Source organism: Bradyrhizobium sp. B039, assembly GCF_038965675.1.
GTDB classification, from domain to species: domain Bacteria; phylum Pseudomonadota; class Alphaproteobacteria; order Rhizobiales; family Xanthobacteraceae; genus Bradyrhizobium; species Bradyrhizobium diazoefficiens.
In genome coordinates this window covers 6486504-6499179 of sequence record NZ_CP152416.1, presented here as the reverse complement: position 1 = coordinate 6499179, position 12676 = coordinate 6486504, and the positions used below count along the sequence as shown (strand labels likewise).

Annotated in this window: 14 protein-coding genes; 3 read left to right on the top strand and 11 right to left on the bottom strand. The window is 63.4% G+C overall.

Features of this window, described 5'->3' with window-relative positions; all coding sequences use genetic code 11:
- Position 1: 1 nt before the first annotated feature.
- The 5 genes from AAFG50_RS31000 to xoxF5 all read right to left on the bottom strand — a co-directional run bounded on the left by AAFG50_RS31000 (position 2) and on the right by xoxF5 (position 5267).
- On the bottom strand, positions 2-454 hold the full coding sequence (locus tag AAFG50_RS31000; RefSeq protein WP_011088958.1) for a (2Fe-2S)-binding protein: 453 nt from the start codon (positions 452-454) through the stop codon (positions 2-4).
- 638 nt (positions 455-1092) lie between these two features.
- On the bottom strand, positions 1093-1656 hold the full coding sequence (gfa, locus tag AAFG50_RS30995) for an S-(hydroxymethyl)glutathione synthase (protein WP_011088956.1): 564 nt from the start codon (positions 1654-1656) through the stop codon (positions 1093-1095).
- Between the two features lie 32 nt (positions 1657-1688).
- Positions 1689-2798, bottom strand: a complete 1110-nt coding sequence (locus AAFG50_RS30990) for an S-(hydroxymethyl)glutathione dehydrogenase/class III alcohol dehydrogenase (RefSeq protein ID WP_028174357.1) — start codon at positions 2796-2798, stop codon at positions 1689-1691.
- A gap of 57 nt (positions 2799-2855) precedes the next feature.
- Complete coding sequence (locus AAFG50_RS30985; protein WP_038966766.1) at positions 2856-3347, bottom strand: c-type cytochrome, methanol metabolism-related; 492 nt, start codon at positions 3345-3347, stop codon at positions 2856-2858.
- A 111-nt stretch (positions 3348-3458) separates the two neighbouring features.
- Entirely contained in the window at positions 3459-5267 is a 1809-nt protein-coding gene (gene xoxF5, locus AAFG50_RS30980) for a lanthanide-dependent methanol dehydrogenase XoxF5 (RefSeq protein WP_011088953.1), read from the bottom strand.
- Between the two features lie 515 nt (positions 5268-5782).
- Here xoxF5 and AAFG50_RS30975 point away from each other — a divergent pair.
- Positions 5783-6751: a helix-turn-helix domain-containing protein gene (locus tag AAFG50_RS30975; RefSeq protein ID WP_028174358.1), complete on the top strand. Its 969-nt coding sequence runs from the start codon at positions 5783-5785 to the stop codon at positions 6749-6751.
- 38 nt (positions 6752-6789) lie between these two features.
- Here the strand turns inward: AAFG50_RS30975 and AAFG50_RS30970 are convergent, their stop codons facing one another.
- From AAFG50_RS30970 to AAFG50_RS30945, 6 genes are all read right to left on the bottom strand, one after another.
- Complete coding sequence (locus AAFG50_RS30970; RefSeq protein WP_028174359.1) at positions 6790-7215, bottom strand: hypothetical protein; 426 nt, start codon at positions 7213-7215, stop codon at positions 6790-6792.
- A 141-nt stretch (positions 7216-7356) separates the two neighbouring features.
- Positions 7357-8358, bottom strand: a complete 1002-nt coding sequence (locus AAFG50_RS30965) for a tripartite tricarboxylate transporter substrate binding protein (RefSeq protein WP_028174360.1) — start codon at positions 8356-8358, stop codon at positions 7357-7359.
- A 34-nt stretch (positions 8359-8392) separates the two neighbouring features.
- Positions 8393-8551, bottom strand: coding sequence for a hypothetical protein (locus AAFG50_RS30960; RefSeq protein WP_231166554.1), 159 nt, complete (start codon positions 8549-8551; stop codon positions 8393-8395).
- A gap of 180 nt (positions 8552-8731) precedes the next feature.
- The gene (locus tag AAFG50_RS30955; protein WP_028174361.1) at positions 8732-9655 is read right to left on the bottom strand and encodes a transporter substrate-binding domain-containing protein; all 924 of its coding nucleotides are present in this window, start codon (positions 9653-9655) and stop codon (positions 8732-8734) included.
- Positions 9652-10008, bottom strand: a complete 357-nt coding sequence (locus AAFG50_RS30950; protein ID WP_028174362.1) for a cytochrome c — start codon at positions 10006-10008, stop codon at positions 9652-9654. Before AAFG50_RS30950 ends, AAFG50_RS30955 begins: the two co-directional genes overlap by 4 nt.
- A 10-nt stretch (positions 10009-10018) precedes the next feature.
- Complete coding sequence (locus AAFG50_RS30945) at positions 10019-11683, bottom strand: methanol/ethanol family PQQ-dependent dehydrogenase (protein ID WP_028174363.1); 1665 nt, start codon at positions 11681-11683, stop codon at positions 10019-10021.
- Between the two features lie 341 nt (positions 11684-12024).
- Here AAFG50_RS30945 and AAFG50_RS30940 point away from each other — a divergent pair, with 341 nt between their 5' ends.
- Positions 12025-12417 (top strand): calcium-binding protein, encoded by a 393-nt coding sequence (locus AAFG50_RS30940; RefSeq protein WP_028174364.1) that lies wholly within the window; start codon positions 12025-12027, stop codon positions 12415-12417.
- Between the two features lie 171 nt (positions 12418-12588).
- Positions 12589-12669, top strand: a complete 81-nt coding sequence (gene pqqA / locus AAFG50_RS30935) for a pyrroloquinoline quinone precursor peptide PqqA (RefSeq protein ID WP_008562446.1) — start codon at positions 12589-12591, stop codon at positions 12667-12669.
- Positions 12670-12676: the final 7 nt, after the last annotated feature.

Sequence of the window (12676 nt, the reverse complement as noted above, 5' to 3'; positions counted from 1 at the left end):
GTCACACTCCCGTCGATGCGAGATGGACCGCGTTCTCGATGCGCTGGTAGCAGCCGCAGCGGCAGATGTTGCCGGACATCGCCTCGCGGATCTGGTCGTGCGAGGGTTTCGGGTTGTCCATCAGGAGCGCCGCGGCCTGCATGATCTGGCCGGCCTGGCAGAAGCCGCATTGGGGCACGTTGACCTGGCGCCAGGCTTTTTGAACCGGGTGATCGCCGTTCGGATGCAATCCCTCGATCGTCGTGACCTCGCGGCCGGCGACGTCGTTGATCGACGTGACGCAGGAGCGCACCGCCTCCTTGTCGACGATGACGGTGCAGGCGCCGCACAAGGCCTGGCCACAGCCGAACTTGGTGCCTGTCAGCCCGGCCTCGTCGCGCAGGAACCAGAGTAGCGGGAGATTCGGGTCGCCGTCCCAGCTCTGTTCCTGGCCGTTGATCTTCACCTTGATCATGATCGTCCCTCGCTCTTCATAAGCATGAATTAAATGCGCCGGCATGCGCCGGCGGCGGTTCGTGCGTCGTTGCCGCGTTCCGCCGTCATCCCGCGCGGGCAAATCCCGGAGGGAGGCAGGAACGCCAATGGCGATGTCTGGATGTGTTCGATACCTCCCGTTTTGTTCTTATTTGATTGAACTTCGCGCGGCATCGTCACGGCGCGATCGTAGCAGGGATCGCGCCGGTCCGGCATTCACAGCCGGTTGTTCTCGGCGTGAAGAGGTTGCATCTGTGATTTGTCAAAAGCAGGGCGCGGCATCGCGCCGCGCGCATTGCGCAATTGCAAAGCAGGCCGCAGCAAAAAAGCTTCGTCCGCCAGAAAGACTGTACGGACGAAGCAGGATGCCTCAGTCGAGGGAGGGAGAAACGCAGGTGCCGCCGACTTCAATCGGAAAGCGGGCGGCGCTGCGCAGTCATTCAGAGACCAGGACTGAGGGAGCGTGGCCCTCGTAGACGCAGAGTGCAGAAGCGGCGGCCTCGTCGCGATCGTGGGAAGCCACCTCCGTCCGGCTCGCTGGTGCTGGTCTGAACCAGCGAGCGGACGTGGCGTGGGTCCGGCGGCCCTGCTCGGGCCGCCTCGTTCAGGTCGCCTTCGTCAGGCTGCTTTGGCTTTCGCCACGTGGGTCGCGATCGCGTCCATCAGCGCCGGCGACAAGCAGTCATAAGGCTCGAGCCCGATTTCCTTCAGCCGCGAACGGATGCCGGCCATCTGCTCCGGCTTCACGCCGGATTCGATCACCGAGGAGACGAAGGCGGCGAATTGCGGCGCCTGCGAGCCCTGCTCCTGGAACAGTTCGGGATGGATGAAGTCGAGGCCGTAGAACGGATGGTTCTTGTTCTCGATGCGGCCGTACATGTGCGTGCCGCAGGCCTTGCAGGCGTGGCGCTGGATCACCGCGGAGGCATCGACGATCTCGAGCTTGTCGCCGTTCTCGAGCACGGTGACGTTCTGGCGCGGCACCACCGCGACGACGGAGAATGTCGCGCCCTGCGGCTTCCAGCACTTGGTGCAGCCACAGGCGTGGTTGTGGGCGACGTCGCCCTTGATGCCGACCTTGACCTGATGGTCCTTGCATTTGCAGGCGAGCGTGCCGCCGGCGAAGCTGCCGCTGCCCTGTTTGAGGCCGTTGTCGATCGATGGGTGGAGTGCAATAGTCATGGGACGATCCTCCTTGGGGTGATGGCAGTGAGCTAGTAGACGACGACGGAACGGATGGATTTGCCCTCATGCATGAGGTCAAAGCCCTTGTTGATCTCTTCGAGCTTGAGCACGTGGGTGATCATCGGATCGATCTGGATCTTTCCGTTCATGTACCAGTCGACGATCTTCGGCACGTCGGTGCGGCCGCGCGCGCCGCCGAAAGCCGTGCCGCGCCAATTGCGGCCGGTGACGAGCTGGAACGGGCGGGTGGCGATCTCCTTGCCGGCTTCGGCGACGCCGATGATGATCGAGGTGCCCCAGCCGCGATGGCAGGCTTCCAGCGCCTGGCGCATCACGGTGGTGTTGCCGGTGCAGTCGAAGGTGTAGTCGGCGCCGCCGTCGGTGAGGTTGACGAGATGCGGAACGATGTCGCCGGTGATCTTCTTCGGGTTGACGAAGTGGGTCATGCCGAACCGGCGGCCCCATTCCTCCTTGGAATCATTGACGTCGACGCCGATGATCTTGTCGGCGCCGGCCATCTTGGCGCCCTGGATGACGTTCAGTCCGATGCCGCCGAGGCCGAACACCACCACGTTGGCGCCCGGCTCGACCTTGGCGGTGTTGACGACCGCGCCGACGCCGGTGGTGACGCCGCAGCCGATGTAGCAGCTCTTGTCGAACGGCGCGTCTTCGCGGATCTTGGCGACGGCGATCTCGGGCAGCACGGTGAAGTTCGAGAAGGTCGAGCAGCCCATGTAGTGGTAGATCGGCTTGCCCTTGTAGGAGAAGCGGCTGGTGCCGTCGGGCATCACGCCCTTGCCCTGCGTCGCGCGGATCGCGGTGCAGAGATTGGTCTTCTGGCTCAGGCAGCTTTTGCACTGCCGGCATTCCGGCGTGTACAGCGGGATGACGTGGTCGCCCGGCTTGACCGAGGTCACGCCGGGGCCGATCTCGCGGATGATTCCGGCGCCCTCATGGCCGAGGATGGACGGGAAGATTCCTTCGCTGTCGAAGCCGTCGAGCGTGTAGGCGTCGGTATGGCAGATGCCCGTCGCCTTGATCTCGACCAGGACTTCGCCGGCCTTCGGTCCTTCCAGATCGACTTCGACGATATCGAGTGGTTTCTTGGCTTCGAAAGCAACGGCGGCACGTGTCTTCATCGTAAACTCCTCAAATTCTCGCAGGACGCCAAGAGCTGGTATCGGTCCTGGTAACGTTCATTTCTTGCCCATGCAGGCGTCTTCCGCCTTGGTGTAGGTCTCGTTCTTCTCCTCCTTCTTGGAGGGACGCTGCCGGCCCCACGCCTCGTTGGAGCGGGCGCGCAGATAGACGTAGAGATCGTCCATGTAGCAGGCGACGTTGGGGTTGTCGCCGAAGGCTGGCATGACGTTCTCCTGCGCGGTCGAGATGTTCTTGCGACCGGAGGCGACGACGCCGAGGAAGTCGCCATAGCTCATGGTCTTGACCGAATCCTTCAATGCCGGTGCGTAGGTGGATCCCATGCCGTCGGGGCCATGGCAGACGTGGCAGTCGGAGTGATAGCGGCGATATCCGGAATAGGTGAACCAGTCCACGGTGCCGTCGGCCGAAATCTTGTAGGTCGGGTTTCCTTCCTTATCGAGCCACTTTCCGTCGTCTTCCTTCTTGACGGCGGTCGGGTCGCCCGGACCGTCCGCAACGGCTATTCCCCCCGAAGTCACGAAGATGATCGCAGCAATGACAAAGCAGATTTTACGCAAGAGATTATCCTCGAAGGCGTTCGGTGGAGACGAGCCGGCGCGTGGAGTTGATCCACGCGCCGGAGCGACACGAAGGTAGGGCTAGTTCGCCGGCAGCGAGAACACGGTCAGCGTACCGCCGAGTGCCGTGTAGTTGCTGAGGGCCGCGTAGCCACCGACTGCGCCGAGACCGGCGGTCGGATCGGTCAGGCCTGCGGCGAGACCGATGCCGGCCCATCCGCCGACGCCCGAGAGCACTGCGACGTACTGCTTGCCGCCGTTCTCATAGGTCGTGACGTTGCCGATGATGCCGGACGGAGTCTTGAACTTGTAGAGCTCCTTGCCGGACTTGGCGTCGACCGCCTTCAGGTAGCCTTCGAGCGTGCCGTAGAACACCACGCCGCCGGCGGTTGCGAGCGCACCCGACCAGACCGAGAACTGCTCCTTGTTCGACCAGACGATCTTGCCGGTCTTGCCGTCCCAGGCGATGAAGTTGCCCATGTGGCTTTCACCCTGCGGCGGATACATCGAGAGCGTCGCACCCACATAGGGCTGGCCCGCGGTGTAGCTCACCTTGAACGGCTCGTAGTCCATGCAGACGTGGTTGGTCGGAACGTAGAACAGCTGCGTGTCCGGCGAGTAGGCTGCCGGCTGCTCGTCCTTGGTGCCGAGCGCGGCCGGGCAGATGCCCTTCACGTTGTGGTCCTCGCCCGCCTTGTCGGTCGAAGCTGCGTCGAGCACCTTCGGACGGCCATAGGTCGGCGAGTTCTTGTCCATGTCGACGCCGGAGGTCCAGTTCACCTTCGGATCGTACTTTTCGGCAACCAGCAGTTCGCCGCTTTCACGGTCCATGGTGTAGCCAAGGCCGTTGCGGTCGAAATGCGTCAGGAGCTTGCGCGCCTGGCCATTGATCTGCTGATCCGAGAGGATCATCTCGTTGACGCCGTCATAGTCCCACTCGTCGTGGGGCGTCATCTGGTAGACCCATTTGGCCATGCCGGTGTCCGCGTCGCGCGCGAAGATGGTCATCGACCACTTGTTGTCGCCCGGACGCTGCTTCGGATTCCAGGTCGAAGGATTGCCCGACCCGTAATAGACGAGGTTCAGAGCGGGATCGTAGGACATCCAGCCCCACGTGCAGCCGCCGCCGATCTTCCATTGGTCGCCCTGCCAGGTCTTCAGCGAGGAGTCGGCGCCGACGGGCTTGCCGAGCGACGTCGTCTTGGCCGGATCGACTTTGATCTGGTCGTCCGGACCTTCGGAGAAGGCGCGCCAGACCTGCTTGCCGCTCTTGAGATCGTAGGCGGTGACGTGGCACTGCACGCCGAATTCGCCGCCGGAGATGCCGACCAGGACCTTGTCCTTGACGACCAGCGCCGCCGAGGTGCCGGTCTGGCCCTTGCTCGGATCGCCGTTCGTCGCCGACCAGGCCACCTGGCCCGTCTTGGCGTCGAGCGCGACGAGGTTGGTGTCGGCCTGATGCAGGATGATCTTGCCGTCGCCATAGGACAGGCCGCGGTTGACCGTATCGCAGCACATCACCGGGATGACGTTCGGGTCCTGCTTCGGCTCGTACTTCCAGACGATCTTGTTCTCGTTGGAAAGGTCAATAGCGTAGACCTTGTTCGGGAACGGCGTATGGACGTACATCATGTTGCCAATGATCAGCGGGCCACCTTCATGGCCGCGCAGCACGCCGGTCGAGAAGGTCCAGGCGACCTGGAGCTTGCCCACGTTTTGTGCGTTGATCTGGTTCAGCTTGGAATAGCGGGTATTGGCATAGTCGCCCGCCGGCATCACCCAGTCCTTCGGGTTCTGCGACATCTTGATCAGCTCATCATTGGCTGAAGCGCTGCCGACGGCGAGAGCCGCCGCGGAGCCAAGATAGGTCGCCAGTAGCACCTTGCGCATAGTTATTCCTCCGTTGGTATCGTTTATTGTTTCCGAAGCGTTGCTCAATCACCGGGCTTCTCGTCCGGCGTCTGCTCGTGCAGGGCGGTCACGATTGGGACCAGAAACGATGGTGCGGTGTTTCCTCCTCCTGATGAGAGCCACGGGTCCACGTGCAGGAGCGGCCCGTTCTTGTTGTTCCTGCCGCAATCCCTAACGACTTCGTCATCGGGAAACTTGCCCAAGAGGGAAGCCGGTTTGCTTCACAGCGCACGGACGCGAAGATTTTGATTTTGCAGTAGCGAATTCAGCGGCTTCCGCGTCGCTTCGGGACCGCGCTCTGCGCTCAGGTTCCCCTTGACGGCGCTGCAACTAAGGCGGAGGATTAACCTTCAAGGGTGGCAATGAAACGATGGCGCTCGTTGCAGAAGACCGCTCAAATTCGAGGTAAACGTCACGCAATCTCGGCTGAGGGCTCCGGAAGCGCTGGTCGCGATTCGCGTCGAAATTTCCGAATCAAACCAGTGGCTGGATTAATGTCCGACACCATTCACACGCTTTCGACGACGGGAATGACGCCGAAGCGCCAGATCCAGAGCTGGATCGACGGGCTGACCAGTCTGTGTGGGCATTTCGACGTCGATCCGCTGGAGGCGTCCTCGCTCGAGGGCCGCATCGACTACACCACCGTCTCGCGCCTGAAGCTGTGTCAGATCGAGGTCAGCCAGCATCGCATCGCGCACACGCTGGCGCGCGCCAAGGCCAACGAACACCCGTACATAAAAATCCACTTCCAGACCTACGGCGTGTCCTATTTCGAGCAGGAAGGCCGTCACATCGAAATCAATCCCGGCGACATCATCGCCTATGACGTATCCTGCCCGCATTCGATCATCAGCCCCGCCTTCACGCGTCACGACGTGGTGATCGTGCCGAAGGCACTGCTGCGCGACCGCGGCTTCCCGTCGCAGCGGATGCCGGCCTGCAAATTGTCGGCGAAGACGGGCACGGGGCGGATCGCCCACGATTTCGTCCACGCGACATTCGACGAGGCGGCCAAGCTGTCGGCGAATAGCGCGGTCGGCGTCGCCGATTCGCTGATCGACCTTTTGCTGCTGCCGCTGCGCGAAGCCGACACGATGTTCGATCGGGTCGGGCCCGAGGCGATGTATGTGCGCGCGCAGTTCTTCATCCGCGAGCACCTGCGCGATCCGGATCTGTGCATCGACCAGATCTCCGCCGAGCTCGGCTGCTCCAAGCGCTATCTGCACATGCTGTTCTCCGAGCGCGGCACCACGGTGAGCGATTACATCTGGCAGGCGCGGCTTCAGAACTGCCGTCAGGAGCTCGAGGCCCACGCCGGCAAGACCATCACCGACGTGGCATTCTCCTGGGGCTTTTCCAGCTCATCGCATTTCAGCCGCGTGTTCCGGAAATATTTCGGCGTGGTGCCGTCCTCGATCCACAAGGGGCAGCAGAGCGCCGCGGCCGCGAACGAGCATTAGGCGCACGCCGGGGAGCTCCCGGCGAGCGGCCAATGCGCTCATGCCGTCGTCGCAATGTAGGGAATGCTGGCCAGCAGAGCGGCAAGCAGGACCGCGTTGCACAGCATCCCGCTCCAGTGCAGCCGGCGCAGCCGCCGCGGAGCCTCGGTGTCGCCCGCATCACTCGCGCTGAGCTGGTCGTCCATCCGCTGCATGAACCAGCGGCGCCCGCCAATCGCCACAGCTGCAAGCAGGCCGACCGCCGCGGCGAAGAGCAGCCGTCCGGCGAGGAGGAAAGCCGCCGTCCCGATGATTCCGGCAACGCCCATGACCAGGAAATGGGCATTGAACATTCCACGCAGCAGCAGGGCGACGGGCCGGATGTCGAGCTTCACCAGCAGGAAGGCGGGCGAGGCCAGCGTGAAATAGCCCATCGGAAAGAGCAGGATGATCATGGCGGCTATGGCGATGGCATCTGGCGTCATGCGATCGGCCTTTCTCGTTCGGACCCCGAGGTTCTCCGGCACCACCTATGATAGTGGGGGCCGTCGCCGACATCGACCTAGGCTTTGGTCGGATGCCGTGCCGCACCGCGGAAGCGTGTCCGATGCGCCATGCCCAAAGGTTCAAGCCGGCTCGAGGCCCAACGACCGCGCGCTCTCGATCCAGATCGGCAGCTCGCGCTGATACAGCGCATTGGTCTCCTTGAAGCCGATCGCGGGTTCGAGCACGAAGGTCGCGAGCACCTCCTTCACCTTCGGATCGCTGTTGGCGGCGACGCAGAGCTCGGCCAGCCGGTCGACCACCGGCTGCGGCGTTGCCTTCGGCACCGCCCAGCCGGTGAACCCGCTGACGGTGAAGAATTTCGACGTGGCGCCCTGTTCGGGGAGGGTCTTGATGGCCGGAATCGCGTCGACCTTCTTCGAATGCACCGCGAACACGGTGCCGCGGTCGCTTTGCAGGACCGATTGCGCGGCCGTGTAACTGCCCATCGCGGCATCGAGCGTGCCTTCCAGCATTCCGGTCCACATCGGGGCTTCGCCGCGGTAATGGACCGGCTCGATGTTGAGGCCGTATTGCTTGTTGAGCTCGTTGATCGTCATGTGCGGGGACGAGCCCGCGCTGTAGGTGCCGAAGTTCACCTTGCCGCTCTTGCGCGCGAACGTGACGAAATCTTCCAGCGTCTTGACGCCGGTCTTGGGGTTCGCGACCAGCAAAAGGCCGGCGCCCGGAATGACGCTGACGAGCGTCAGGTCCTTGTCCATGTCGTAGCCGGGATTCTTCATCACCACCCGGTTCATGATGTAGGTGGTCGAGATCGAGCACAGGATAGTGTAGCCGTCGGGCTCCGCGCGGGCAACCTCGGCCGTGCCGATCGCGCCGGCGGCGCCGGGCTTGTTCTCGATCACGACGGTCTTGCCGACCTGCTTGGAGATGAATTCGCCGTAGGCGCGCGCGAGCAGGTCGGTCTGTCCGCCGGCCGGGTAGCTGCAAATCATGCGAATCTGCCGCGACGGCCAGGTGCCTTGAGATGTGCCTTGCGCCGAGGCGCCACGTGCGAGGAAGGGCATCGCGAGTGCGGTGGTGCCGGCGGCGACGAAGTGGCGGCGATCGAGTTTTGCGGACATGATTCTCTCCCGGATTTTTACCGAAGCTACTGCATCACGCCGTCTCTGCCATGGTCGGCAGGCGAGACAGATTGGCGCATTGGAAGGCATGGCGCTGCTTGTTCGGACCGACGACGATCAGCGCGCGCAGCAGCTCGCCGGTCTTGATTTCCCGGGAGAGGGTGGCGCGCAGGTCTGTGGCGGAGGCGCTCACGACTTCACCAAATGGCCGAATGAACCGCCGCATTATACGAAGTGAGACGCTGCCAGCCACATCCGCCGTCATTCCGGGAGCGCGCGAAGCGCGCAGGCCCGGAATCCATTGGGGCCGCATGCTCTGCGGAGAAATGGATTCCGGGTTCGCCCTGCGGGCGCCCCGGAATGACGAACAGAATCACCGCTGAATGATCTTCATCCAGACATCGCCGAGGATCGCGGGCTCCCGCGGCGGCAAATAGGTCAGGCCGGCCTGCCTGCCGAATTCGGCGATCTTGCCTTCAGCTGCGAGCTCGGTCAGTGCCTTGTTGACGGCGTCGATCAGGGCAGGGTCACTGGCAAGCCCGACATAACCACGATTGGCGCCGATCGGATAATAGTAGCCGGACGCGGTGATCGCCGTATCCGGATGCGCGGCGCGGTGGGCATCGAAGCGGCCGAGGTCGATCAGTGTCGCATCATAGTCGCCGCTGGCGAGCGCGCCGAGGAGATCGTCGCGGCCGGGAACGAGATGCGTAATGCCGTCGATCAGGCGTCCCTTGTCGAAGGTCATCAGGATCGCATCGCCGAGCGAGCCGCTCTCGATGGCGAGGCGGAGCCCGGCAAGATCGCCGATGTCGGCGATCTTGCGCCCCTTCGCCTTCGGCCCGAGCACCACCGTCATCGGCGAGTAGACGTAAGGCTGGCTCGGTGCGAGCACGCCGAGCGCGACGCGGCGCCGCCGGTCCTCGCGCGTGGCACCGGTGAAATCCGGCAGGCGCGCCGTCTTCATGCCGGGCTTGACGAGGGAATCCGTCGTCAGCGCATAGCCGCCGACCAGCGAGCAGCGTCCGTCGGAGAGCAGCGCATTGGCCTCGAGCTGCGGGCTGGAATCCTCGTCCAGCCTGCTCTCGAACCACTGGATCTTCAGCGGTCGTCCGATCCGCTCCGCGATCGCCTGCGCCAGCAGCACATCGAAGCCGGAATCCGCCTTGCCCTTGTGATGCACCGAGAGCGGCGGCCGGTCCTCGTCGAGACAGACGCTCAACGGACCATCGGCCGCATGCGCAGCATTGGCCGCGAGGACCGCGGCGAGGCTCCAGGCGGCGAGCCAGCGCCTCATGGCTTTCTCCGGCTCGAGATGAAGACCCAGAGCTCCCCGATCTGGTCCTCGCTGAGGATGTCGCCCCAGGGCGGCATCTTGTTGTTCTTGCCGTTCTTCACGGTGGTGACGAAGCGCGTTTTGTCGTCGGGGAAGGCGCGGAGGTCCGGCGTGATGGTGCCGGAGTTCATCAGATTGGGGCCGTGGCAGTGCGAGCATTTCTCGGCATAGGTCGACTTGCCGTGGTCGATCTGCGCCTGCACGGGATTGCCGGTTGCGTCATCCGCGGCACGAGCGGTCGCCGCAAGCGCGACCGTCAGCACCGCGACGGCGGCGATCTTCGCCGCCGTCTTGTAAGCCACTTCTCTCAGCATCTTGCCGGGGCTATTGCTTGACCGCAAAGACCCACAGCGAGCCGCCGGGCGGCACCTTGGCGAGCCGCTCGTCGCCGGAGAACAGCGAGTAGACGCCGCCGTAGCCGCTGGTGACGGCGATGTACTGCACGCCATCCTGCTGCCACGTCACCGGTTGTCCCTCGATGCCGGAGCCGGTCTGGAACTGCCAGAGCTTCTTGCCGGAGTCGGCATCGAAGGCCTCGAACTCGCCGGTCAGCGCGCCCGTGAACACGACGCCGCCCGCGGTCGACAGCACGCCGGAGAAGCGCGGGATGTCGGCGGGCGCCTCCCACTTGGCCTTGCCGGTCATCGGATCGATCGCCTTCAGATGGCCCCGCGCGCCGTCGCCGAATTCCCAGGGATCGGTGAGGTCCATGCCGAGATACCATTCGCCCTGCTTGAAGGTGACCGGTTCGGCCTTGTACTTGCCGCCGAAGGCGAGCGTGTTGGCGTAGGCCAATCCGGTTTGCGGATTGAACGACATCGGCTCCCAGTTCTTGCCGCCGAGGATCGACGGATAGACCGTCACCTTCTTGCCCTCGCGTGCGTCCTTTGAAACGTCGGTCTCGATCGGCCGGCCCGTCTTCATGTCGACGCCGGTCGCCCAGTTCACCTTCACGTAGGGATTGGCCGCGAGCAGCTTTCCGTTGGTGCGGTCGAGCACGTAGAAGAAGCCGTTGCGGTTGGCATCCATCAGCACTTTGGTCGGCTTGCCCTCGACGTTCATGTCGGCGAGGACCATCTCGGCCACGCTGTCATAGTCGAACGGATTGTTCGGCGAGAACTGGTAGTGCCACTTGATCTTGCCGGTCTTGGGATCCATCGCCAGCACGGAGCAGGTGTAGAGGTTGTCGCCGGGGCGCACCGCCGAGTTGAACGGGCCGGGATTGCCGATGCCCCAATAGACTGTGTTCAGCTCGGGATCGTAGGAGCCGGTGATCCAGGTCGAGCCGCCGCCGAGCTTCCAGGTATCGCCCTTCCAGGTGTCGCCACCGGGCTCGTCGGGAGAGGGGATCGAATGGGTGCGCCAGAGATGCTTGCCCGTCGCCGGATCCCAGCCGTCGATGAAGCCGCGGGTGCCGAACTCGGCGCCGGAGATGCCGGTGATGACGACGCCGTCGGCGACCAGCGGGGCCACCGTCATCGAATAGCCTTCCTTGATGTCGGCCGCCTTCTGCCGCCACAGCTCCTTGCCGTCCTTGGCGTCGAGCGCGATCACGTTGGCGTCGAGGGTGGTGCGGAACACCTTGCCGTCGTAGAGCGCGGCGCCGCGGTTGATGATGCCGCAGCAGACGATGCGCGGCGTCTCGGCGGGATACTCGATCTTGGATTTCCAGATCTGCTTGCCGGTCTTGGCGTCGACCGCCATGGTCGCGTTGTGCGAGGTCACGTAGATCACGCCCTGGTACACCAGTGGCTGCGATTCCTCGCTGCGATCGTCATTGAAGGAGTAGTTCCAGATCGGGACGAGGTTTTTCACCGTGTCCTTGTTGATCTGGTTCAGGGTCGAGAAGCGCTGGAGATTGTAGCCCATCCCGTAGTTGAGAACGTTCGATGTATCGGTCGCACCCTTGACCAGTTGCTCGGTGGTCTGGGCGTTTGCATACGTTGATGCAAGCATGACGAGGCTCGCGGCCATCGCAAAGCGTTTCATCCGTTCCTCCAAATATGCGCGCCTTTTGACGCTGCGACAGCAACACTCCGCCCGAATGCAAAACGCGTCAATACGAAAGTCGTAAACGTCATGACGGTATGTTGGACGCAGATGTCAGTTACCTTACGGCAACCTGACGACCGACTCTCACTTGTGCGCAGGCGCTGAAAAAATTCCACGGCATGAGGCAATGCCAGCGCGGGGCCGCCGCGCGCGGGCCGGCGGGTTCCGCGAGTTGTGCGGCGCGATACTTGCAATTCCAGACTTGAACCGGGCCTCGCTTGTGGACTTATGTCGTTTCGATCCGGCTCGAATCGGAGCTCTTGGTGAGGGAGGTTTTCATGATATCACGCCGCTCTGTTGCGCTTGCGCTCACGGTTGCATTGCTGTCCGGTCCGGCCTGGTCGGCCTCCGGCGATGCCGTCAAGATGTTTGATACCGACAATGACGGCACGCTCGACCTTGCCGAGGTGAAGAAGGCGGCTACGGCGCTGTTCGCCAAGCTCGATCCCGACCACGACGGGACGCTGGACGCGCGCGAATTGCGCGGACGGCTGACCGCGAAAGAGCTCGCCGCCGCCGACCCCGACCGCGACGGGACTCTCACGCTCGACGAATATCTCGCTGTGGTGGAGCAGCGCTTCAACGCTGCGAATCCGGACAAGGACGGCACGCTGGATGCGAAGGAGTTGAACTCGCGCGCCGGCCGCGCGCTGCTGCGCTTGTTGCGGTGAAAGCAGCCGCGCTTGACTGGGAGCGAAGACGGTTTGCCCGAGAGGGAAATTCGCAAGCGATATGCGACAGTTCGCTGTGTTTGCGCTCCGATTCCAGACTTGCGCTGTGCCTGACGCAGCCCTAGGTTTTGCCTCGCGCGATGTCGCGCTCAATACCTTGGGAGACCCCGGATGGCTTGGAAAGCTCCGAAGATCGTGGAAGTGCCGGTCGGCATGGAAATCAACATGTACGCCTGCGCTTCCCGCAAGTAAGACTGAC